The organism is Acinetobacter sp. ACNIH2 (assembly GCF_002934965.1).
GTDB classification, from domain to species: domain Bacteria; phylum Pseudomonadota; class Gammaproteobacteria; order Pseudomonadales; family Moraxellaceae; genus Acinetobacter; species Acinetobacter tandoii.
The window spans coordinates 3,317,030-3,339,594 of record NZ_CP026412.1 but is presented as its reverse complement, the minus strand read 5'-3'; the positions used below and the strand labels follow the sequence as shown (position 1 = coordinate 3,339,594).

Annotated in this window: 20 protein-coding genes, 2 tRNA genes and 3 rRNA genes; 11 read left to right on the top strand and 14 right to left on the bottom strand. The window is 40.1% G+C overall.

Annotation, left to right across the window (positions count from 1 at the left end; translation table 11 throughout):
- Positions 1-45 precede the first annotated feature (45 nt).
- Complete coding sequence (galE, locus tag C3F34_RS15920; protein ID WP_044737869.1) at positions 46-1,050, bottom strand: UDP-glucose 4-epimerase GalE; 1,005 nt, start codon at positions 1,048-1,050, stop codon at positions 46-48.
- 71 nt (positions 1,051-1,121) lie between these two features.
- Between galE and tusD the strand changes: the two genes are divergently transcribed.
- Genes tusD through C3F34_RS15900 form a run of 4 tightly spaced genes read left to right on the top strand, consistent with a single transcriptional unit; the run spans position 1,122 to position 2,517 of the window.
- Positions 1,122-1,490 (top strand): sulfurtransferase complex subunit TusD, encoded by a 369-nt coding sequence (tusD, locus tag C3F34_RS15915; RefSeq protein ID WP_016167904.1) that lies wholly within the window; start codon positions 1,122-1,124, stop codon positions 1,488-1,490.
- Positions 1,491-1,534: 44 nt separating this feature from the next.
- A complete protein-coding gene (locus C3F34_RS15910) occupies positions 1,535-1,885 on the top strand; it encodes a hypothetical protein (RefSeq protein WP_016167903.1) in 351 nt (116 codons plus the stop codon).
- A gap of 16 nt (positions 1,886-1,901) precedes the next feature.
- Entirely contained in the window at positions 1,902-2,186 is a 285-nt protein-coding gene (locus tag C3F34_RS15905) for a DsrH/TusB family sulfur metabolism protein (protein ID WP_104442069.1), read from the top strand.
- 19 nt (positions 2,187-2,205) lie between these two features.
- A complete protein-coding gene (locus tag C3F34_RS15900) occupies positions 2,206-2,517 on the top strand; it encodes a TusE/DsrC/DsvC family sulfur relay protein (RefSeq protein WP_104442372.1) in 312 nt (103 codons plus the stop codon).
- Positions 2,518-2,542: 25 nt separating this feature from the next.
- Here the strand turns inward: C3F34_RS15900 and C3F34_RS15895 are convergent, their stop codons facing one another.
- The gene (locus C3F34_RS15895) at positions 2,543-3,019 is read right to left on the bottom strand and encodes a winged helix-turn-helix transcriptional regulator (protein WP_104442068.1); all 477 of its coding nucleotides are present in this window, start codon (positions 3,017-3,019) and stop codon (positions 2,543-2,545) included.
- Positions 3,020-3,274: 255 nt separating this feature from the next.
- Positions 3,275-3,619: a hypothetical protein gene (locus C3F34_RS15890; protein WP_104442067.1), complete on the bottom strand. Its 345-nt coding sequence runs from the start codon at positions 3,617-3,619 to the stop codon at positions 3,275-3,277.
- 141 nt (positions 3,620-3,760) lie between these two features.
- Here C3F34_RS15890 and C3F34_RS15885 point away from each other — a divergent pair, with 141 nt between their 5' ends.
- From C3F34_RS15885 to accC, 5 genes are all read left to right on the top strand, one after another.
- Positions 3,761-4,357: a LexA family protein gene (locus tag C3F34_RS15885; protein WP_104442066.1), complete on the top strand. Its 597-nt coding sequence runs from the start codon at positions 3,761-3,763 to the stop codon at positions 4,355-4,357.
- A 9-nt stretch (positions 4,358-4,366) separates the two neighbouring features.
- Positions 4,367-5,695, top strand: coding sequence for a Y-family DNA polymerase (locus C3F34_RS15880; RefSeq protein WP_104442065.1), 1,329 nt, complete (start codon positions 4,367-4,369; stop codon positions 5,693-5,695).
- A gap of 237 nt (positions 5,696-5,932) precedes the next feature.
- The gene (aroQ, locus tag C3F34_RS15875; RefSeq protein ID WP_044737875.1) at positions 5,933-6,382 is read left to right on the top strand and encodes a type II 3-dehydroquinate dehydratase; all 450 of its coding nucleotides are present in this window, start codon (positions 5,933-5,935) and stop codon (positions 6,380-6,382) included.
- A gap of 22 nt (positions 6,383-6,404) precedes the next feature.
- Positions 6,405-6,827, top strand: a complete 423-nt coding sequence (gene accB / locus C3F34_RS15870; RefSeq protein ID WP_016167895.1) for an acetyl-CoA carboxylase biotin carboxyl carrier protein — start codon at positions 6,405-6,407, stop codon at positions 6,825-6,827.
- A gap of 17 nt (positions 6,828-6,844) precedes the next feature.
- Positions 6,845-8,215, top strand: coding sequence for an acetyl-CoA carboxylase biotin carboxylase subunit (gene accC, locus C3F34_RS15865; protein WP_100240878.1), 1,371 nt, complete (start codon positions 6,845-6,847; stop codon positions 8,213-8,215).
- Between the two features lie 83 nt (positions 8,216-8,298).
- On the opposite strand, the gene C3F34_RS15860 is transcribed toward accC, so the two are convergent.
- A complete protein-coding gene (locus C3F34_RS15860) occupies positions 8,299-8,778 on the bottom strand; it encodes a hypothetical protein (protein WP_044737913.1) in 480 nt (159 codons plus the stop codon).
- A 254-nt stretch (positions 8,779-9,032) separates the two neighbouring features.
- Here C3F34_RS15860 and C3F34_RS15855 point away from each other — a divergent pair, with 254 nt between their 5' ends.
- Positions 9,033-10,463 (top strand): GGDEF domain-containing protein, encoded by a 1,431-nt coding sequence (locus tag C3F34_RS15855; protein ID WP_104442064.1) that lies wholly within the window; start codon positions 9,033-9,035, stop codon positions 10,461-10,463.
- Between the two features lie 32 nt (positions 10,464-10,495).
- The gene (locus tag C3F34_RS15850) at positions 10,496-11,986 is read left to right on the top strand and encodes an amidase (protein ID WP_044737878.1); all 1,491 of its coding nucleotides are present in this window, start codon (positions 10,496-10,498) and stop codon (positions 11,984-11,986) included.
- Here the strand turns inward: C3F34_RS15850 and C3F34_RS15845 are convergent.
- From C3F34_RS15845 to C3F34_RS15800, 10 genes are all read right to left on the bottom strand, one after another.
- Positions 11,976-13,154, bottom strand: a complete 1,179-nt coding sequence (locus tag C3F34_RS15845) for an MFS transporter (RefSeq protein WP_104442063.1) — start codon at positions 13,152-13,154, stop codon at positions 11,976-11,978. The two genes, C3F34_RS15850 and C3F34_RS15845, sit on opposite strands and share 11 nt — an antisense overlap.
- A gap of 378 nt (positions 13,155-13,532) precedes the next feature.
- Complete coding sequence (locus C3F34_RS20625) at positions 13,533-13,850, bottom strand: invasion associated locus B family protein (RefSeq protein ID WP_228155312.1); 318 nt, start codon at positions 13,848-13,850, stop codon at positions 13,533-13,535.
- A 795-nt stretch (positions 13,851-14,645) separates the two neighbouring features.
- Complete coding sequence (locus C3F34_RS15835) at positions 14,646-14,927, bottom strand: cupin domain-containing protein (RefSeq protein ID WP_171284977.1); 282 nt, start codon at positions 14,925-14,927, stop codon at positions 14,646-14,648.
- A 110-nt stretch (positions 14,928-15,037) separates the two neighbouring features.
- Positions 15,038-15,152 (bottom strand): 5S ribosomal RNA (rrf, locus tag C3F34_RS15830).
- A gap of 213 nt (positions 15,153-15,365) precedes the next feature.
- Positions 15,366-18,257 (bottom strand): 23S ribosomal RNA (locus C3F34_RS15825).
- A 395-nt stretch (positions 18,258-18,652) separates the two neighbouring features.
- A tRNA-Ala gene (locus tag C3F34_RS15820) sits at positions 18,653-18,728 on the bottom strand.
- A gap of 48 nt (positions 18,729-18,776) precedes the next feature.
- Positions 18,777-18,853 (bottom strand) — tRNA-Ile (locus tag C3F34_RS15815).
- A 61-nt stretch (positions 18,854-18,914) separates the two neighbouring features.
- Positions 18,915-20,451 (bottom strand): 16S ribosomal RNA (locus C3F34_RS15810).
- Together the 16S, 23S and 5S rRNA genes with 2 tRNA genes alongside form the textbook arrangement of a ribosomal RNA operon.
- 464 nt (positions 20,452-20,915) lie before the next feature.
- Entirely contained in the window at positions 20,916-21,584 is a 669-nt protein-coding gene (locus C3F34_RS15805; protein WP_044740462.1) for a DUF2057 family protein, read from the bottom strand.
- Positions 21,585-21,835: 251 nt separating this feature from the next.
- The gene (locus C3F34_RS15800) at positions 21,836-22,429 is read right to left on the bottom strand and encodes a nitroreductase family protein (RefSeq protein ID WP_016166263.1); all 594 of its coding nucleotides are present in this window, start codon (positions 22,427-22,429) and stop codon (positions 21,836-21,838) included.
- Between the last annotated feature and the right edge of the window lie 136 nt (positions 22,430-22,565).

The window sequence follows — 22,565 nt, the reverse complement described above, 5'->3', positions numbered from 1 at the left end:
TTGAGTAAACGATAATAGTTATCGTTTACTCCAGCTTTGATTCATTTAGGTGCGTAGCGTATTCTGGTAAAAACGCCACTCATCTTCCAACATCTGGGTCAAACTACGTTTTGCTTTCCAGCCTAAAAGTTGTTCCGCTTTCTCTGTATTTGCTCCAACCAGATCTAACTCTTGACCAATCAAGTAGTTGGTATTCATGGTCTTGATTTCAGCCCCTGTTACTTGGGCAATCTGTTGCAACAAACTTTGAATCGAATAATTTTCACCTGCAATATTAAACGCTTCACAAGTATGTTGTTGAGTATACAGCCATTTCAGAGCGGCAATCACCGCATCACAACTATCCAAAACATGTACAAATCCACGCTCTACAGTACCATCCGCAGTTTTTGCCTGTTTATGTAAATCAATATATTCGCGCTGTCGAGCAGCAACTTGCATGGCCAACGGCACAATATTTTTCGGCAACGGTTGTACAAACTCACCTAGAACACCATGTTCAAATGCACCCACTACATTACCCAGTCTTAGAATGGCAATGTTCCATTCTTCATCGGTCTTAAAAGTGTCACGTATGATTTCTTCAATCATTTGTTGAGACTTAATATACGGATTAGGGTATGCATAGTTAAATGGCATATCTTCTTTCAGATCCAGACTCGATTCACCATATACTGCCAAACTCGATAAATGAACCAAATGTCGCACGCCCGTTCGTTGCATGGCACGCATTAAGCTCATAATACTACTGACATTGTCATTGTAATACTCAAGTGGCTTTAACACCGACTCTTGCAAAGATTTGAACCCAGCCGTATGAACAACAGCATTGACTGTATATTGTTCAAAGACCTTATTCAAAGCAGGCGTGTTGCGAATATCCAGCTTTGCAAATGGAACGTACATCCCAGAGATGTACTCCAGTCTTTCCAAGGTCTGTAGATTGGCATTGGACAAATTATCTACAATAATGACTTCCTGCCCCTGAGCCATTAAGCTAAGAGCGACATGCGAGCCTATAAAGCCTAATCCACCAGTTACTAAAATCATTGTATACTACCTTTTTCTTATGAAGTCTGGACGTTCCAAGTTTCGATTGGTACAGCCTTTAAGTGAATTACATGAGTACATTACTGTTAATTACCTCTGCTCCTACATCTATTCATGCTTGGCATGCACTCGGGCTTGCGCAAGCGTTACATACACAGCAAGAAGCATTCCGTGTTTTCTTTTATCAAGACGGAGTTTCCGTAGCCAACGCCCTGCAATGGGTGCCCGATGACCAACGAAACCTCACGACAGAATGGCAGAAACTTGGCATTCGCTTACCTGTTTGTGTAAGTGCAGCTTTGGCAAGGGGTATCACAGATGAAGAAAATGCAAAAAGACACAATATTGACCAACATAACTTAGCGCATGGCTTTGAATTGGTCGGTTTAGGTGAACTTGCCGATGCCGTACAATCCACTGAACGTCTAATTCAATTTTAAGTGGTTATTTTTGGCGAATTTGTTGCATTTAAAAGGTAAATTGTGTGAAAACTGTACTCGTGATCTTAACCCAAGCCAACCTAACCAGCTTACACGTGCATGAAAGCCTTGCTGCGACTATGGTTTTAGCGACATTCGGCTGTGAAGTCAAGGTTTTACTCGTGAACGCCGCGCTCAGTCTATTACAAGCGGAACAACAGTTTGACAGCGTCAAACATGCCTTTAAACTGGCATCTAATATGGTTGATAGCTTTGAATTTTACGACCTCACCCCAGTTTTGGTCGAAAGTGTGAATCAAGACCACCCTTTTGTGGTTCAGTCCCAACAAGAAATTGAGTTTGTTGAGCTAAATACTGAGTTTTTACAAACTTTTGATCACGTTTTATATTGGTAACGGATGAATATTTTTTATGCTAACAGCTACACTTTATTTAATTCAATCAGATTATTCATCCGCAGAGGCTAAACTCACTCAACTACAATCGCTGTTACATAGCAGTGATAGCGTTGTGTTAATGGGTGATACTGTACTTCATGCTCATCATGCAGCTTTAGCTCCGATTTTACAGTTGTACGTCCTCGATACAGATGCTTCTTTATTAAGCCATCCTGAACCAGCACAATTAAAAGTAATTTCTTATTCTGAATTTGCCGACATTTGCTTAGCACATACACGCTGTATGACCATTAAATAATAGGTTTGGAAATATCATGATGAATCTAGAACTCGATCAAGATGGTCATTTGGTCGATTACACCATCTGGACACCTGAAGTCGCTCAAGAGCTGGCAAATAGCCTTGAACTTAAATTAACTGACTGGCACTTAAATATTTTGCATGCTGTGCGTCAGTTTTACCAGCAATTTGGGCATTCACCTGCAACCCGCCCGCTCATTAAATTTTTAATGAAAAGCGTTAGCCCAGATATTAACAATGCCATGCTGCAAGAGAAATTTAACACGGGTCTTGTTGCCCGACATTTAAGTCGCCTCGCAGGTGTTCCCAAACCAGCCAATTGTTTATAAAAACGAAAGCTTAAGCCTGTTGTATCTACACAGCAGGTCGAGCTTCAGCATGAAATGGATGGTGACGAAATAGAGGTTTAACCTGACGAGCATGCAGAGGCTCTCCGCACTCAGAACACACGGTAATCGCAGTAAAGACTTTACCGCATTGTTTATGCATAAGCTGCATAGGCTTACCTGTACCATCATCCATCCATTTATCAGCCCACGTCACCATACTCATCAGTACAGGATAAAGCTCCAGACCTTTTTCAGTTAAGCAATACTCGAAACGCTGCTGTCGCTCAGTATAAGGTCTTTTTTCTAAAATTTCATGGTCGACCAGACGCTTTAAACGGTCAGCCAAGACATGCCGAGTGACCCCCAATTGCTGTTGAAAATCATCAAAACGGCGCATACCCATAAACGCATTACGTAAAACCAATAATGTCCATCGATCTCCAATGATCGATAAGGCTCGTGCAATCGAACATGGTTGCTCGCCAATTTCATCCCATTTCATAGATTTCGTTATTCCAACTGTTCTTTTTCAAAAGTATCGGATTGTGGCAATTTTGACAATATTGCGGTCTGAATCTATAGCAGCAATAAAAAAAGCCATGTTATTCACATGGCTATTAAGAGGTACAAACAACAACTAGGGAAGTAGTTGCTGGTTAACGGGCACTCACCCTTTTAACACAGCTATTGTGATCGTATTTAACGTATCATTTCCCGTCATTTTCATGTCATTTCCAGTCAAATTTAAGCCATTTGCTTAAACTTCATCCCCTTCTTTCCAGACATCTTCATATTCTTCACGGTCAATCATAAAGCGGTAGCCATGCTCCAATGCCAAATATGGCAGAACTTCTGGCAACAATTTATCCAGCTCTTTGACGGACACCGTTTGGAAGAAATCTTCACTGTCGTCATATTCACCTGCATAAATAAACCATGTGACATCTTCCCCTGCTTCTGGTTTGTTACGAATGCCCACAATTGGTTCTTGATTTAAAGACGCGACTGCAACGGCAATTACATCATTTTCATGCACTGCAATATACTTTGAGCCATATTCTTCACATACCAGTTTTTGTTCAGTGATTAAATCCATATCCATTGTGGATACCAAATGTATTGATTGATGTTCCGCAGTTTAGAACCAAGTGCCATTTGTCTCAAGTCATCCCTACACAAAATATACTGTCGCAGGTTGTATTTTTTTGCTAATCTTGATTGTGTAACTTTATCAAGTTGAATTATGAGCGAATCAAACAAAGCCTCTCATGGTGGCAAACGTGCGAATGCAGGACGTAAATCACAATACACTGAAAAAACGGTTGTCATGCGTGTTCCTGAGTCTAAAGTCATGGCTATTAAAGAATGGCTGAAACCTGTACCTGAAGATGACCGTCAAAATAATATTCAACTGAACCCAATTCATTTACAAACTGAATTGGCAATTCCATCTCCACTCGAATCTGTCGCGGCAGGGTTTCCTTCTCCCGCCCAAGACTACATAGAAGATTATATCGACCTAAATAAGTATTTGGTTAAAAACCCAGCCAGCACTTTTGTTTTACGCGTGAATTCTTTATCTATGAAAAATGCAGGGATTGATGCAGGAGACCAAATTCTGATTGACCGTAAATTAAATGCAGAACATGGCGATATTGTATTAGCACTCATTAACAACGAATTTACGGTTAAACGCTTTATGCAAGATAAGCATGCAGATAATGGTTTTAAGTTTTGGCTAAAAGCAGAAAACCCCGACTATCCAGACATCTACCCGCGTGGTGAGGAAAATATTGCTATTTGGGGTGTTGTTATCTGCATTTTAAAAAAGCTCAAATAAGTGACTATTATGGACAAGCTTTATCATCAAGAATTATTCGCGCTGATTGACATCAACAACTGTTATGTCAGTTGTGAACGCGTATTTAACCCAAAATTGAATGATAAGCCTGTAGTCGTGCTCAGTAATAACGATGGCTGTGTCATTTCACGTAGCAATGAAGCCAAAGCTCTGAATATTTCTATGGCAGTACCTTGGCATGAAATTGAACGAGATGCGCTAAAAGCTGGTGTACAAGTCCTTTCAAGTAACTATCCACTTTATGCCGATATGTCACGTCGTTTTTTTGATATTTTAGGTGAGCACTTTAATGAGCATGATCTTGAACCCTACTCGATTGATGAATGCTTTATACGGCTCACGAGCTACGCACAACTTTTCGATATCGAACAACATTGTCGAGAACTTGTGAAAAAAATTGCGCAATGGCTTGGTTTACCGTGCTGTATTGGAATTGGTTATTCAAAAACTCAGGCAAAACTTGCAAACCATTTTGCAAAGAAACGAAAGAGCTTTAATCAGGTCTGTTTTTTGCCCACATTGGACTTATGTAGTCTTGAAGGACTGCTGCTCGAAACACCTGTAGAGGAAGTTTGGGGTATTGGACGAAAAATCAGTAAAAAATTACAGCATTATGCAATTCATAATAGCTTTGACTTAACTTTTGCCAATGAACATTACCTCAGTAAAGAGTTTTCTGTCCTGATTGCACGTACAATTCGTGAACTAAAAGGTCAGTCCTGCATTGCATTAGATGATCCGACATTACCAGCAAAAAACATTCTTTCCTCTCGTAGTTTTGCCAAAGCACTGTCACAAAAAGAGATCATAAAACAGGCAATGATTTTCCATGTCAATCGTGTTCATAAACGCCTGATGCAACAACAACAACTCTGCGCCTGTATCCATGTTTCTTTGTATGAAAAGGTACCTAAGTCACCCCATAAAAAGAGCCATTCACATGCCATAGGCTTACAATATGCTAGTGATGATCTATTAATTTTAAACAAGGCTGCTCTACAGCAAATTGATGTTTTATTTGAAGAAAATAAGAAATATGTGAAAGTTGCTATCATGCTTTCTGCACTACATCCCAAAAGTCAGCATATTGATGATTTGTGGCAACCCATCGACCTGATTCAACAACGCGAAGAACTGATGAAAACTTTGTACAAAATGAAACATCGTTATGGTTCTGATTGCATACAAATTGGTTATCATTCCAACAGCACTGCATGGAAGATGAAACAACTACATCGGTCGCCACGTTACACTACTTGTTGGAATGAAATGTTAACAATTGATGATTCTCTATTCAGCCAAACGACTTGTAAATGAGCTGTTTTGGTCAATTCATGCCTTAAAAGAAAATAACTGCTCTATTGTAAATTTTGTCATTTTTTAACATTGCCAATTGTTAGCAAAGTTCGCAATATATGTCCCAAGTTCTGGCACATACCTTCTACAATAATTCAAAGAAAAAACAAAAGACTTGTAGGATATTATGCCATAATAAGCAAACTTTGCAGACATCTTGCAAAGCAATATTGCAAACTTAAAATTGGAGCGTGCTGAATGAGTTCGACCATTTTGGTCATTCATGGACCGAATTTAAACTTACTAGGAAAACGAGAACCTGAAGTATATGGTCATCTCACCCTAGAGGATATCAATCAGCAACTCATCTCTCAAGCGCAAAAAGCATCAACAACTCTAGATACTTTTCAAAGTAACTGGGAAGGTGCCATTGTCGACCGAATTCATCAAGCGCAACAAGAAGGCGTACAGTTCATCATTATTAACCCAGCAGCACTAACACATACATCAGTTGCTGTGCGTGATGCCCTTCTTGGCGTAGCAATACCTTTTATTGAAGTGCATTTGTCAAATGTTCATGCCCGTGAAGCATTTAGACATCACTCTTATCTTTCCGATAAAGCCGTTGGCGTAATTTGCGGTTTGGGTGCTAAAGGCTATGCTACTGCACTCGATTATGCCCTCGAAAAAATTCAACCATCTAAGTAATCATAATCAGGAATACTGTCTCATGGATATTCGTAAAATCAAGAAACTCATCGATTTGATGATTGAATCTGACTTACAAGCGATCGAAGTTAAAGAAGGTGATCAATCGATTGCATTAACTCGTCGCAGTCCAGTCGTTGCAGCAGGAATTGCGGCAATGCCAGCTCCATCAGCAGAAATTCCATCTGCACCAAAATCTTCACCACGTGGTGCTGTTGAAACTTCACCAATGGTTGGTGTGTTCTATGCTGCGCCAAGCCCAGGTGAAGCACCATTTATTAAAGTAGGTCAAACTGTAACTGCTGGTGAAACACTAGGTATCATCGAAGCAATGAAAATCATGAACCCAATTGAGGCAACTCAAAGCGGTGTGATTGAAGAAATTCTTGTGAAAAACGGTGAAGTGATCCAATTCGGTCAACCTTTATTCCGCTATCGCGCATAACACCACGGGGACTTACAATGTTGCAAAAAGTTCTAATTGCAAACCGAGGTGAAATCGCTTTACGTATCACCCGTGCTTGCAAAACCTTAGGAATTAAAACTGTTGGTATCTATTCAGATGCCGACAAAGACCTAATGCATTTACGTTTTTGTGATGAAGCGGTGTGCATTGGCCCAGGAGCGAGTAGCGAGAGCTATTTAAATATTCCTGCAATTATTACTGCTGCAGAAATTACAGGTGCAGATGCCATTCACCCTGGTTATGGCTTCTTATCTGAAAATGCTGAGTTTGCTGAAATTGTAGAAACCTCTGGTTTTATTTTTATTGGTCCACGTCCTGAGCATATTCGCTTGATGGGGAACAAAGTATCTGCAATTACCGCTATGCGTAAAGCAGGTGTACCAACCGTTCCTGGTTCTGCGAATGCTGTAACACCACAAAATGCCCTTGCTGAAGCAAAAGAAATTGGCTTTCCACTCATTGTGAAAGCAGCTTCAGGTGGTGGCGGTCGTGGTATGCGTATTGTAGAACGTGTAGATACACTCCTTGAGTCTGTACAAGCAGCTCAACGTGACGCAGAAATGTGGTTTGGTGATGACACGGTTTATATGGAACGCTTCCTACAAAAGCCACGTCACGTCGAAATCCAAGTTCTGGGTGATGGTAATGGCCATGCAATCCACTTATTTGATCGTGACTGTTCTTTACAACGTCGCCACCAAAAAGTATTGGAAGAAGCGCCTGCACCAAACTTACCAGAACAAGCACGTGCAGACATTTTAGAAGCATGTGTGAATGCATGTAAGATGATGCAATACCGCGGTGCAGGTACATTTGAGTTCTTATTTGAAGATGGTGAATTCTTCTTTATCGAGATGAACACCCGTGTTCAAGTTGAGCATCCTGTTACTGAAATGGTTACAGGGATCGACATTATTGAGCAGCAATTACGTATTGCGGCAGGTCTTGGACTTGAAATTGCTCAAGAAGATGTTGAATGTAAAGGTCACGCGATGGAATGTCGTATTAATGCGGAAGATCCTTCTACATTTATGCCATCTCCAGGTAAAATCGAGCATTTCTATGCTCCAGGTGGTGCGGGTATTCGCCTAGACTCACATATTTATCAGGGTTATAGCATTCCGCCTTACTACGACTCAATGATCGCCAAGCTCATTGCACATGGTAAAGATCGTGAAACATGTATCGCTCGTATGCGTCAAGCCTTAGATGAAATGATCCTGACTGGAATTAAAACCAATATTCCTTTGCATAAAGATCTAATTCTACAAGACAAAAACTTCTGCAAACATGCGATGGATATTCACTATCTAGAAAAGCATTTGTTGAAGCAACTTGAAGGTCAAGCAGAGAAAGCTGCTTCTTAATTATTGCCCCCGTTATAAAAAAGCCAGTCAATAGACTGGCTTTTTTAATTTATGTGATCGTATTTGTCTACATCAAAATATTCTTAGGGCAAAACACGACGCAATGTTGCAAAACATTGACCGGCTTTTTCATTATTACAGAAATTAATGGTCGTCGGATTTTTCCATTGCACAAAATACTGAGAAATTTCACCAGACTGGTCTTGTTTATATCCAGAGCAATCTGCTTCGTTGTTATCATATTTTACCTGTAACATTAATACAGGAAGTTGAGCACCCGTATCTTTCGAAGCCTGATAATCATAGATTCCCGTAGACCATTCTTGACCACTTTTAATGAATACATCGTTATTACTTTTAAAATTATAGTATTCAATACATTTTTTATTGTTAGGAATTTCCATCCCCCACAAACCTACAATTTCAGGTCGAGTCATAATACGAATTGTATTGGCACCACGATCTGCCTCATCTTGAGCATTTTGCGTTGCAGTGGAACTTTCATTTGCCATGCTCATTGCTGAACATAACATCAAGACCACTGTAAGATATGCTTTTTTCATATAGTTAATCAGCCATTGCATCCCTGCAAATACGTTATCATATTTTTAAGCAAAACCATCACTTATAACCATTTCACTACAATCTATTTGTATAAAAAGATGCGCTTTTACCATCTAGTACTAGCACTTTCTTCTTGGAAATCTATAGAATGATTTCCAACAGCTTTTAAAATCAAAGCGAATATTGAGTATACTTTTATTTTCTTCAATTAGTAGAAAATCATAACGCTTAAATTAAGGATGATTATTTGTAAATGCAAATCAGACAACTTATAACTCCTTCAATTCAACAACAATCTTATGCTTTTTTAATAATCGCAACCGTCATTTTTGCTTGCTGTTTAATTGGTATATTTACACGTCCAATCACTTTTTTAGCCTTATTATGGCCTGCTAATCCTGTGTTATTAGGATTATTCTTACGATTTCCAAAACTCAATAACTTTGGCGGTTGGTTGGGTGCCATTATCGCTTATGCTATTGCAGATTTGATTACAGGTAATTCAATTGAACTTACACTTTATTTAACTATATCGAACTTAATTAGTGTCTCCATCCCTTTAATTCTGGTTCATTTCACAAAACTAAATTATCGTGACTATAATAAGGGCTTAAGCTTTCTATATTTATTCGCCATGTGTACTTTGGGTGGTTGTCTGCTAAGTGCTATTTTTGCAGTTCAGACGATCACACACGTACCAAACAGCTTTATGTCTCCTGAACGTTTTTGGACTGAATTTGGGATGTGGTGGACAGGAGAAATTTTTAACTTTGTGACTTTTCTCCCCTTAATTCTTACATTCCCCACAAGAAAAGAAAGTCAACAATGGATTTTTGAACTCTTTACTGAACCACTAAAAACCAGTGATATTCTGCCTTTTATCGCTATCATCATTTCAGTCGCTTTCACACACATATTTTTTGGCCCAGGTTCATTACTTTATCCCCTAGCAGCCTTAATTTGGGCAGCACTAAGTTATAGATTATTTTCTGTTGCATTTATTAATAGTGTCGTCTGCATAGTGACCTATCATAGCTTAACCTACTTTTACTTATCATCTTCATCTAATGCTTTTTTAAGTACGACCATATCTATTCGTATTGGGTTATGTATGCTTGGAATTGCACCTCTCATTCTGTGTGCAATCAGCCAAAATCGTCAGAAACTTTATCGTCAAGTTCTCGACTATGCCAATCATGACAGTTTAACAAATACATTGAATCGACGGTATTTTCTGGAACAAAGTCAATTATTTATTCAAGAACTCGAGAATAAATCTGTAAGCATTCTCATGATAGATATTGACCACTTTAAGCAAATGAATGACCGATACGGCCATCACGTAGGCGATTTAGTCTTACAACAGTTCGCAAAATTAGTAAAACAAAAAATTAGTTTTGATGACTTATTCGCACGTATTGGCGGTGAAGAATTTACTGTGTTAACGTTGAATACATCACTCGAAGATACAATTCAGTTAGCTGAACGCATTCACCATACCATCGAAACCGCTATTCTAAATATTGAAAATCAGTTTCAAATTCAGATGACCATCAGCATTGGGATTGCACATCAAGCCTTACCTTTATCTGGAACATTGCAACAACTGATTGTTCAAGCAGACCAAGCCCTTTATAGTGCAAAAGCCCAAGGAAGAAATCAGATTATTATTTCAACTAAATGAGTATAAGACAGTAAATCTGGAGTAAAACAATAATGAAGTTTTCGGAATATCAACAGTATGATGGTTTAGGATTAGCTGAACTGGTTGCTAAAAAAGAAGTTCATCCTCATGAATTATTACTTACAGCATTGTTAAGGGCTGCAGAAGTCAATCCCAAGCTCAATGCCATTACCATTCCAATGCATGATTACGCACAAAAACGTTCTCAGCAATCTCTTCAAGGTCCCTTTGCTGGCGTTCCCTTTTTAGTAAAAGATTTATTTCAAGAGTTTAAAGGCTATCCGAGTACCTTTGGTAGCAAAGCATTTAAACGGGCAAATTATATTGCACAAACCAATTCTGAAATTGTTAATCGTTGGGAAAAAGCAGGTATTGTGACGTTTGGTCGAACCAATACACCTGAATTTGGAATAAAAGGCATTACAGAGCCAGAAGCCTGGGGAGCCTGCCGCAATCCATGGAATTTAAAGCACAATAGTGGCGGTTCTTCAGGTGGGTCTGCTTCTGCTGTTGCCGCTAGTATAGTGCCTCTTGCAGGTGCTGGTGACGGTGGCGGCTCAATACGCATTCCAGCTTCTTATTGTGGCTTGTTTGGTCTAAAGCCAAGTCGAGGCCGAACACCATGGGGACCCCATTTAAGTGAAGCTATGCATGGGGCAGCCATGCAACATGTGTTAACTAAATCGGTACGCGATAGTGCAGCCATGCTAGATGCTACACACGGCTCTGAACTCCATTCTCTTTTTTCAATTAAAACACCAGAGCAAAGCTACCTAGAGATTATTCAACACCCACCAAAACAGCTCAAAATTGCCTATAGTGTGACATCTCCAATAGGAACTAAAGTTTCTAGTGAGGCTGAAGCAGCCATTTTACATACTGCAAAGTTACTCGAATCTTTGGGACACATCGTGGTAGAGGCTCAACCGCCTATCAATGGCATGTCGTTAGCGAAAGACTTTATCACCACTTGGTTTAGCCAGTTTGCCTATACCATTCAGGAAACACGATCTCTGTTTAATATTCAAAATGATGATTTTGAACTGGATTCATTAGCTTTGGCTGCATTTGGCGAAACAACAACAGCATTACAATATATTCATAACCTTAATAATTGGGGCCAATATGCAGCACAGATGAATCATTTTTTTGAACAATATGATTTATATCTCATTCCATCAACTGCAACAACCGCACCCAAGAATGGTGAAATTAAAACACCTCTATGGCAAAAACAATTATTGAAAACTCTTCTTAAAATAGGCCAAGCGCATCGACTTGCTGAAGGAAAATTTATTGAAAAAATCATTAAAGAAAATCTGAAGTGGGTACCATTCACCCAATTGGCTAACATTACAGGCTTACCCGCAATGTCCGTTCCACTTTATTGGAACAACAACCAACTGCCTTTAGGCTCGCAATTTGTTGCACCATTCGGACGAGAAGATCGACTTTTACAATTGGCACAACAATTGGAACAGGCCCAACCTTGGGAAAAAAAATATAGTCAAATTAAGATTTAAGCTCAGCTAAATGGTCTTTCTGTACTTTATTGGGCAATCCTGCAACAAAAATTAAGCCCATAAATACAGAAAGTCCAGCAATTATAAAGACATGTTCACCTGAAATTTCAGTCCAGTACTTACCCGCTAATAAACTGCCTGAAGCAACTCCTAATCCCCACATTGTACTGTACAGAGCTTGTCCACGTCCCTGCTGCCCAGACATAAAATTTTCAAAGATAATGCGCATCGCAATCATATGAAAAAGACCAAAACTAAAAGCATGAATCGTTTGAGCAAACAACTGCATCAAAAATATATTCGGGAAAAAGCCGACGATTAACCATCGAATACCCGTGAGTATTAAACACATACTCACCAAAAAACGCCACGAGAATTTCTTAAGAAAAACATTAGCAAAAGCAAACATAATAATTTCTGCTATAACACCAATTGCCCATAAAAAACCAATTTCAGTTGTTGAATAACCAACCTGTTTAAGATAATTACTATAAAAACTATAAAAAGGTGCATGTGATAGCAACATAATAAATTCAATAATGAAAAAGGATGCGACTACTGGTTTTCTTATAATAGGTAACAGTGGTTCAAGTTTCTTCTGTGATTTAGGTGCACTTTTAGGTTCATAAATAGTAAATGACCATAGAAAAGCTAAAAATGAGATACACAGCAATAGAATGGGTAGCATAGAGATCGGGATTATTTCTAATAATGCCCCTATACAAAATACACCCGCGATAAAACCGATAGACCCCCATTTTCGAACTTTGCCATATAACTCGGCCCTTTTATCTCCCAACCAGAATAATGTAACGCCCTCAAATTGCGCTAAAATTGCATTTTGGAAGAAACTAAAAATCAACATCAGCAAAGCAATCGATTGAAAACTATTTGGTATGAGAAAAATTAAGAACCATATACAAGCTTCCATCCAAGTTGCTATTCTAACTAATAACATCCGTTTGCCAGATTTATCAGCCACCCATCCCCATATAAATGGTGCAAAAAAACGAGTAATAATGGCAATAGAAGATAAAATACCAATTTCCTGAAAATTAAAACCTTGGTCTTGTAAATAAAGACTCCAATACGGCATAAATGTTCCAACAATACAATAGTAAAAAAGATAGAAACCACCTAGTTTAGTCGTCATTGGAAGGGTTAGCATCAGGTCATTTTCTCTAGTATTTACAATAGCTTAAATCTTTTTAAAGTTGTATCCGTTTGTACCTGCAATGCTTGGTTAAGAGATAAAAGATATACAAAATAGTATACAAATCTTTTTAAGAAAATTATTTCAAAATTTGTATACTTTAAAAAATTCGCTATATTTTATCATCTTAGGTATCAGTCACCAAAGATAGAAAGCACTTAAACCAATGATTATATCCACTTCGATACTGCCCCAATAACAAGCTCATCTAAAAAACAGGTAAACCCTTAAGAGTTAAAGAATATTTATGTGATTTTGGATATAATCCAAAATTGAATTTTTACGGAATATCTATTGAAATACAATAACTCAACGATACTCCGTGTGCCATAATTAGAAGCTATAATTTCTATCATTACCTAGTTTTGAAAATTGATCTTCCATATCATTAAATGCATCGGTAAAACCATCTAACGAAATTTTGTTCTCAATAAGTTGTTTTTTATTATTCTGGAATCGTGTAAAAGCATAATTTCCACTTTTAAATTGCTTAATCAATTCTGAACCATTTCTAAATAATCCTTCACGCTCTTGAAGGATTCCTTTGTTATCCACATGAATAAAAACTGGATTATCCTTTAAATGTTTTTCACCAATATTTACAATGTATTGATAATTAACATGCAAAATGGAAATAGGTCCTTTACTCATAACACATGCTTTCATATCCTCAAATACTTTGTATTGACATTTTATTTTCCAGCTAGCGCGCCCGAGCAACTTATTCTCGATTAAGTCCATTTCGACATAATTGCTTGATTTAGCATTAACTTTTAAAATTAAATTGGAAATTTGATCTTCAGATGCATTAGTGTTACTAGCTATGATAGAGCTTATAATAAAAAAAGATAAAAAAAAAATTTACGCATAATGAAATCCCCAGTACATTTAAAAAAGCTATAATAATCAACATTTTTTTGATATCTATTGCCTAATGTATCATTTTTAAAAAATAAGTGTGTTTTTTTACAAATAAATCTAAATATGTTGCTTATTACTCATTTTTTACTCAAAGTACTTCCAAGTTGCTCTTGTTATGATGTCTGTATTATACAAACTTATAAAATTTGACTACACAGAATAATAAAAAGAAGTTTCCTAAAATAATAATCCCACTCTTTCTATAAAGACTTTATTAATCTTTATCGTCATCGCATCAATCTATATCTTTTTAAAAAATTCTAAGTTATTTACATATAACTATTAATTCTACTCATAAGTTCATCAAAATTAAAATCAACAGCCTATGTTTCTTCCTGATAATCCTAGAAGTACTAATGTGTTTACACTAAAAATTAAATTTGTACTTTATATTATTTAGCACTGCACATTCAGAAATGTTTTATATTTTAATCAATAGAATACAAATTAAAATATGAATGAAAAATTATCAAAAAAAACATACAAGGTGGTTTTCAAATTTATTAATAACCAGTAAGCTTCAAACTATTTTTCAATTTTGTGTTTAACGTGTGCAGGAATATTGATGTAATCGCCCGTGGACAACTCACGTTTTGAACCGCCCTCAAATTCTAGTATTGCTTTCCCTTCAATAACCATGACCCATTCATTCTCATCCTGATCAAACCAACCTTTATCAGGAGAGCTATGTCCTTTAGAAATAATCCGCTCTATTCTAATGGCTGAAGTATGAATAATCTCCTCAAATACTTCTACGCTTAGATCTTTCGGCAATGAATCAAATATATTGGCTGAATTTATTATCATAGATTTATCTTATGTGGTGTATTTATCCAATTATATCTTATCCATCTATTCATTATTTTCCATATAAAAAAACACCCCCTTCTTATTAGAAGGGGGTGTTTGAATTAATGAGCTGGCGATGACTTACTCTCACATGGGTAACCCCACACTACCATCAGCGCTAAGAGGTTTCACTTCTGAGTTCGGGAAGGGATCAGGTGGTTCACTCTTGCTATTGTCGCCAGCACAACTGTTTATGGACTTGTTCAGGTTTTATGCTCAGATCATTTGATCTTGTTGCTACCCTACTTGGTACCAAATGAGTTATTAACGGATTAGTTAACTGAGTCGAATTTTATGTTCTAGCTTTCACTAAATCAAGTTTTTTGTTTCAGATCAGGGTTAACTGATCTTTTATGAATCGATTATAAGCTTTAAATACAACTGCTTGGGTGTTGTATAGTCAAGCCTCACGAGCAATTAGTATTGGTCAGCTTCACATATCACTATGCTTCCACATCCAACCTATCAACGTCGTAGTCTTCAACGGCTCTTTAGAGGACATAAAGTCCTAGGGAAATCTTATCTTGAGGTAGGCTTCCCGCTTAGATGCTTTCAGCGGTTATCCCTTCCGAACATAGCTACCCGGCGATGCGACTGGCGTCACAACCGGTACACCAGAGGTTCGTCCACTCTGGTCCTCTCGTACTAGGAGCAGATCCTCTCAAATTTCCAGCGCCCACGGTAGATAGGGACCGAACTGTCTCACGACGTTCTAAACCCAGCTCGCGTACCTCTTTAAATGGCGAACAGCCATACCCTTGGGACCTGCTTCAGCCCCAGGATGAGATGAGCCGACATCGAGGTGCCAAACACCGCCGTCGATATGAACTCTTGGGCGGTATCAGCCTGTTATCCCCAGAGTACCTTTTATCCGTTGAGCGATGGCCCTTCCATACAGAACCACCGGATCACTAAGACCTACTTTCGTACCTGCTCGACTTGTGGGTCTCGCAGTTAAGCGCGCTTTTGCCTTTATACTCTACGCGTGATTTCCGACCACGCTGAGCGCACCTTCGTACTCCTCCGTTACTCTTTAGGAGGAGACCGCCCCAGTCAAACTACCCACCAGACATGGTCCTCGTCCCGGATAACGGGACAGAGTTAGAACCTCAACATTACCAGGGTGGTATTTCAAGGACGGCTCCATTGGAACTGGCGTTCCAACTTCAAAGCCTCCCACCTATCCTACACAAGTAAGGTCAAAGTTCAATGTCAAGCTGCAGTAAAGGTTCACGGGGTCTTTCCGTCTAGCCGCGGGTACACTGCATCTTCACAGCGATTTCGATTTCACTGAGCCTCTGCTGGAGACAGCGCCGCCATCATTATGCCATTCGTGCAGGTCGGAACTTACCCGACAAGGAATTTCGCTACCTTAGGACCGTTATAGTTACGGCCGCCGTTTACTGGGGCTTCGATCAAGAGCTTCGCTTACGCTAACCCCATCAATTAACCTTCCAGCACCGGGCAGGCATCACACCCTATACGTCCACTTTCGTGTTTGCAGAGTGCTATGTTTTTAATAAACAGTTGCAGCGGCCTGGTTTCTGTGGCTGCCAATAGCTCAGGGAGCAAGTCCCATCACCGTCAGCAGCGTACCTTCTCCCGAAGTTACGGTACCATTTTGCCTAGTTCCTTCAGCAGAGTTCTCTCAAGCGCTTTGGTCTACTCGACCTGACCACCTGTGTCGGTTTCGGGTACGATTCCTGTGTAACTGAAGCTTAGAGACTTTTCCTGGAAGCATGGTATCAGCCACTTCACTGTACAAGTACAGCTTGCTATCAGTTCTCAGCATAGAGTACCCCGGATTTGCCTAAGATACATGCCTACAACCTTCCACCTGGACAACCAACGCCAGGCTGACTTAACCTTCTCCGTCCTCTCATCGCATTACACAGAAGTATTGGAATATTAACCAATTTCCCATCGACTACGCCTCTCGGCCTCGCCTTAGGGGTCGACTCACCCAGCCCCGATTAACGTTGGACTGGAACCCTTGGTCTTTCAGCGAACGGGTTTTTCACCCGTTTTGTCGTTACTCACGTCAGCATTCGCACTTCTGATACCTCCAGCATACTTCTCAATACACCTTCATCGGCTTACAGAACGCTCCCCTACCACTTGACTAATGTCAAATCCGCAGCTTCGGCACATAGTTTTAGCCCCGTTACATCTTCCGCGCAGGCCGACTCGACTAGTGAGCTATTACGCTTTCTTTAAAGGGTGGCTGCTTCTAAGCCAACCTCCTAGCTGTCTATGCCTTCCCACATCGTTTCCCACTTAACTATGATTTTGGGGCCTTAGCTGGCGGTCTGGATTGTTTTCCTCTTGACTACGGACGTTAGCACCCGCAGTCTGTCTCCCGGATAGTACTCATAGGTATTCGGAGTTTGCATCGGTTTGGTAAGTCGGGATGACCCCCTAGCCGAAACAGTGCTCTACCCCCTATGGTATTCGTCCGAGGCGCTACCTAAATAGCTTTCGGGGAGAACCAGCTATCACCAGGCTTGATTAGCCTTTCACCCCTATCCACAAGTCATCCCCTGGCTTTTCAACGACAGTGGGTTCGGTCCTCCAGTTAGTGTTACCCAACCTTCAACCTGCTCATGGATAGATCGCCTGGTTTCGGGTCTACACCCAGCAACTAAACGCCCTATTAAGACTCGATTTCTCTACGGCTCCCCTATACGGTTAACCTTGCTACTGAATGTAAGTCGCTGACCCATTATACAAAAGGTACGCAGTCACCGAACAAGTCGGCTCCCACTGCTTGTATGCATGCGGTTTCAGGATCTATTTCACTCCCCTCACAGGGGTTCTTTTCGCCTTTCCCTCACGGTACTGGTTCACTATCGGTCAGTCAGGAGTATTTAGCCTTGGAGGATGGTCCCCCCATATTCAGACAAGGTTTCACGTGCCTCGCCCTACTCGACATCATCATGTAAGCCCTTTCGTGTACAGGACTATCACCCACTATGGTTGCACTTCCCAGAGCATTCCACTAAAACTTACATGACTTAATGGGCTTTTCCCCGTTCGCTCGCCGCTACTGAGGGAATCTCAATTGATTTCTTTTCCTAAGGGTACTGAGATGTTTCACTTCCCCTCGTTCGCCTTGCAACACTATGTATTCATGTTGCAATACCTACCTTATAGTAGGTGGGTTCCCCCATTCAGAAATCTCCGGATCAAAGGATATTTGCCGCCTCCCCGGAGCTTATCGCAGGCTATTACGTCTTTCATCGCCTCTGACTGCCAAGGCATCCACCACATGCACTTAATTACTTGACTATACAACCCCAAACAGTCGTTATTACCTACAAGTAGTAATAAGACAGTGATCAATGATCGCTCATTCATCTCTTACAGTTTGTTGTCCGTGCACTTAAGCACTGTACAGCTTCAATCTAAATTCATATACCAAAACGCTTGATTCAGTGTTTTTGCTAGTTCTCAATCAACTTAGATCAAAGAATTACTTCTTCTCTCTTCGTCATTGAGTGAACAATTTATTTCAGACTCAATTTTCTAATCTGTTAATGATTAACTACAGCCTCGTCAGCTTGCAGTAAACTGTGATAAATCACAGAAGTTAACAAGACGCGCATATTACGCTAACTTCTTATTAATTTCTATAATCTAAGACTTCGTTTGCTTGTTTCTTAGCTCATTGCAATGCAATGTGATGGTGGAGACTAGGAGAGTCGAACTCCTGACCTCCTGCGTGCAAAGCAGGCGCTCTACCAACTAAGCTAAGTCCCCAGCTTATCAATAAGTCAATGTTTCTGATCTTCCGTACTTCGTCAGTAGTGGTGGGTCTGACAAGACTTGAACTTGTGACCCCACGCTTATCAAGCGTGTGCTCTAACCAACTGAGCTACAGACCCTCAGATACATCGTCATGAAGAACAACTTGTTGTGGATTCTTACCAATCGTCAATCTTTCGTTAAGGAGGTGATCCAGCCGCAGGTTCCCCTACGGCTACCTTGTTACGACTTCACCCCAGTCATCGGCCACACCGTGGTAACCGCCCTCTTTACAGTTAGGCTAGCTACTTCTGGTGCAACAAACTCCCATGGTGTGACGGGCGGTGTGTACAAGGCCCGGGAACGTATTCACCGCGGCATTCTGATCCGCGATTACTAGCGATTCCGACTTCATGGAGTCGAGTTGCAGACTCCAATCCGGACTACGATCGGCTTTTTGAGATTAGCATCCTATCGCTAGGTAGCAACCCTTTGTACCGACCATTGTAGCACGTGTGTAGCCCTGGTCGTAAGGGCCATGATGACTTGACGTCGTCCCCGCCTTCCTCCAGTTTGTCACTGGCAGTATCCTTAAAGTTCCCACCCGAAGTGCTGGCAAATAAGGAAAAGGGTTGCGCTCGTTGCGGGACTTAACCCAACATCTCACGACACGAGCTGACGACAGCCATGCAGCACCTGTATGTAAGTTCCCGAAGGCACCAATCCATCTCTGGAAAGTTCTTACTATGTCAAGACCAGGTAAGGTTCTTCGCGTTGCATCGAATTAAACCACATGCTCCACCGCTTGTGCGGGCCCCCGTCAATTCATTTGAGTTTTAGTCTTGCGACCGTACTCCCCAGGCGGTCTACTTATCGCGTTAGCTGCGCCACTAAAGCCTCAAAGGCCCCAACGGCTAGTAGACATCGTTTACGGCATGGACTACCAGGGTATCTAATCCTGTTTGCTCCCCATGCTTTCGTACCTCAGCGTCAGTATTAGGCCAGATGGCTGCCTTCGCCATCGGTATTCCTCCAGATCTCTACGCATTTCACCGCTACACCTGGAATTCTACCATCCTCTCCCATACTCTAGCTGACCAGTATCGAATGCAATTCCTAAGTTAAGCTCAGGGATTTCACATCCGACTTAATCAGCCGCCTACGCACGCTTTACGCCCAGTAAATCCGATTAACGCTCGCACCCTCTGTATTACCGCGGCTGCTGGCACAGAGTTAGCCGGTGCTTATTCTGCGAGTAACGTCCACTCATCAAGGGTATTAACCTTAAGAGCCTCCTCCTCGCTTAAAGTGCTTTACAACCAAAAGGCCTTCTTCACACACGCGGCATGGCTGGATCAGGCTTCCGCCCATTGTCCAATATTCCCCACTGCTGCCTCCCGTAGGAGTCTGGGCCGTGTCTCAGTCCCAGTGTGGCGGATCATCCTCTCAGACCCGCTACAGATCGTCGCCTTGGTAGGCCTTTACCCCACCAACTAGCTAATCCGACTTAGGCTCATCTATTAGCGCAAGGTCCGAAGATCCCCTGCTTTCCCCCGTAGGGCGTATGCGGTATTAGCATTCCTTTCGGAATGTTGTCCCCCACTAATAGGCAGATTCCTAAGCATTACTCACCCGTCCGCCGCTAAGCTAAGGTGCAAGCACCCTCGCTCCGCTCGACTTGCATGTGTTAAGCCTGCCGCCAGCGTTCAATCTGAGCCATGATCAAACTCTTCAGTTTAAAATCAATAGTGCTTTATTCTAAACACCAAATCTGGCTCATCAATTTTCTGACATTAATTTCTCAAATAAACTTCGAGTAATTTCTACCATCAATCAATGAAAATAATTTCGATCAATCAATCAGTAAAAATCCACACAAGTTGTTCTTCATAATCTCTTAATGATCTATCTAATACCTCATCAGTATTAGATGCTGGACTCAATATACTCAACAACTCAGTGCTTCGCACTTCGTTCGTTTCCGTCTATCTCGTCGGTATGGGGTGCATTCTATACGGTTTTATTTTCAGTGCAAGCCAATTTTATAAATAATTATAAAATATGCAATCAAGCGATCAATATTCACCCTAATTGAACATTTATAGCACTAAATTTAAAGTCTGAGTACACTTTCCATAGGTTTTGATACACAAAAAACTTAGTCCATAACAGGTGTGCTAAGTTTTTGTGCTGCGATGTGATCTAGTTTGCTTGTGTGGCGAGCCAGCTCATAAATTTTTGACGTTCTGTTTTATCTGCTTTCTTCCATAACTCAATTAATTGTTGATCTACAGCTATAGCATTTGATTTTGCATTCGTAGCAATTTGTTGAGTCGAAGATTGTGGGTTCACAGGTTGTGTATATACAGCTGGTGGCTGATTAGCAGGCGTAGCATTTTTTTGTGTTAAATCTAAAGCCCCTCCAAACATACTTCGACTTAACCATGGTTTTTGTTCTGTATTCGCACCAGTTTGCTGAACCAATACTTGCTGTTTTTTATCAAAAAGTGCAATTGTCGGTTGCTGTGCGTATTTTTTTGCATCTTCAAACGTTTTTGGTGCATTGATTAAAGCTAATTTATAGGTTTCATTATCTTGAAGGCTTGGTGTTTTCAAAGTAACAACACCTGATTTTACGATATCGTGCTCACCAGACATATGTTCAAAGTATTGAATGTAACGAACACTAATGTCTGAGCTGCCTGCATCTAATTTATAGACGTTATTTTCTGAACGAAATAAACCTGTATTCACTTCTTGATCGTTTACCGCAAGGATCTTAATTTCTTCTGGTGCTGTAATTGTAACCGCCGAAAATACTGAACTACTTACTATTAATGCCGCTGTAGCAAATGTTAAACGTAAAGCCATTTTGCCTTCTCTTGATTCATTGTTAAATTTTAGTTGCACTATGCAAGTTATAAATGACAATTTTATGACAAAGTCATTTTTGAAATGCAATCGTTTTCTTGAACTTATTTTTATATGCTTTACACAATAGAAGATATTGGCATTTGGTCGAGAGAACGTTTATTTCACTAAATTTCTGTATACGTGATTATTGTTATTGGAACATTTTGTGATACCGCAACCATCAATATAGATAGTTGCGGCTAAGACATTTAGTTAAATGTTTTAAAACGAATATTATCTTCTAGATATGTTTTTTCGCCAGCAGGAGCTTCGATTGAACCTAATACTAATTGGGCGCGTAGTTTCCAATTGCTTGGAATGTCAAAAGTTGCCGCAACTTCAGCATCAACCACTGGGTTATAGTGTTGTAAAGATGCCCCAATGTTATGTTCAGCCAATATTGTCCAAACTGCATATTGGGCGATTGCTGATGAATGCTCCGACCATACTGGAAAGTTATCTGCATAGAGAGCAAATTGCTCTTGCAAGGATTTAACGACATCTTGGTCTTCATAAAAAAGAACCGTAGCATAACCTGCTGAGAAGCTATCTATTTTTTTACTCGTATTCTCAAAAGCTTCCGCTGGAACCATTTTACGCAAAGTTTCACGTACAATTTCCCAGAAATTATAATGTGATTGACCAAATAAGCTAACAACACGTGAGGTTTGAGAGTTAAATGCAGAAGGACTTTCACGTACAGCATCTTTAATAAGCTGTTCAACTTCAGTTTGTTGCAGATTTACATTTTTTCCGATTGCATAAATTGTACGGCGTTTTTTCATATGCTCTAAGAATGCCATTATTATTTCCTCATTCATTGGTTCGTTAAATAGAGATTTATATCTCAATTGACTTAGGAATATCATAAGTCCTTTGTAAATTATATAAAGACCTAGGGTTGTGACAGTCTGTCTTATATTTAGAACGTTCAAAGCA

What these genes read in the sequence shown, in the direction of transcription:
- galE (WP_044737869.1), bottom strand. Translation starts at nt 1,050, where the DNA reads ATGATTTTAGTAACTGGTGGATTAGGCTTTATAGGCTCGCATGTCGCT.
- tusD (WP_016167904.1), top strand. Translation starts at nt 1,122, where the DNA reads ATGAGTACATTACTGTTAATTACCTCTGCTCCTACATCTATTCATGCT.
- C3F34_RS15905 (WP_104442069.1), top strand. Translation starts at nt 1,902, where the DNA reads ATGCTAACAGCTACACTTTATTTAATTCAATCAGATTATTCATCCGCA.
- C3F34_RS15900 (WP_104442372.1), top strand. Translation starts at nt 2,206, where the DNA reads ATGAATCTAGAACTCGATCAAGATGGTCATTTGGTCGATTACACCATC.
- C3F34_RS15895 (WP_104442068.1), bottom strand. Translation starts at nt 3,019, where the DNA reads ATGAAATGGGATGAAATTGGCGAGCAACCATGTTCGATTGCACGAGCC.
- C3F34_RS15890 (WP_104442067.1), bottom strand. Translation starts at nt 3,619, where the DNA reads ATGGATATGGATTTAATCACTGAACAAAAACTGGTATGTGAAGAATAT.
- C3F34_RS15885 (WP_104442066.1), top strand. Translation starts at nt 3,761, where the DNA reads ATGAGCGAATCAAACAAAGCCTCTCATGGTGGCAAACGTGCGAATGCA.
- C3F34_RS15880 (WP_104442065.1), top strand. Translation starts at nt 4,367, where the DNA reads ATGGACAAGCTTTATCATCAAGAATTATTCGCGCTGATTGACATCAAC.
- aroQ (WP_044737875.1), top strand. Translation starts at nt 5,933, where the DNA reads ATGAGTTCGACCATTTTGGTCATTCATGGACCGAATTTAAACTTACTA.
- accB (WP_016167895.1), top strand. Translation starts at nt 6,405, where the DNA reads ATGGATATTCGTAAAATCAAGAAACTCATCGATTTGATGATTGAATCT.
- accC (WP_100240878.1), top strand. Translation starts at nt 6,845, where the DNA reads ATGTTGCAAAAAGTTCTAATTGCAAACCGAGGTGAAATCGCTTTACGT.
- C3F34_RS15860 (WP_044737913.1), bottom strand. Translation starts at nt 8,778, where the DNA reads ATGAAAAAAGCATATCTTACAGTGGTCTTGATGTTATGTTCAGCAATG.
- C3F34_RS15855 (WP_104442064.1), top strand. Translation starts at nt 9,033, where the DNA reads ATGCAAATCAGACAACTTATAACTCCTTCAATTCAACAACAATCTTAT.
- C3F34_RS15850 (WP_044737878.1), top strand. Translation starts at nt 10,496, where the DNA reads ATGAAGTTTTCGGAATATCAACAGTATGATGGTTTAGGATTAGCTGAA.
- C3F34_RS15845 (WP_104442063.1), bottom strand. Translation starts at nt 13,154, where the DNA reads ATGCTAACCCTTCCAATGACGACTAAACTAGGTGGTTTCTATCTTTTT.
- C3F34_RS20625 (WP_228155312.1), bottom strand. Translation starts at nt 13,850, where the DNA reads ATGAGTAAAGGACCTATTTCCATTTTGCATGTTAATTATCAATACATT.
- C3F34_RS15835 (WP_171284977.1), bottom strand. Translation starts at nt 14,927, where the DNA reads ATGATAATAAATTCAGCCAATATATTTGATTCATTGCCGAAAGATCTA.
- C3F34_RS15805 (WP_044740462.1), bottom strand. Translation starts at nt 21,584, where the DNA reads ATGGCTTTACGTTTAACATTTGCTACAGCGGCATTAATAGTAAGTAGT.
- C3F34_RS15800 (WP_016166263.1), bottom strand. Translation starts at nt 22,429, where the DNA reads ATGGCATTCTTAGAGCATATGAAAAAACGCCGTACAATTTATGCAATC.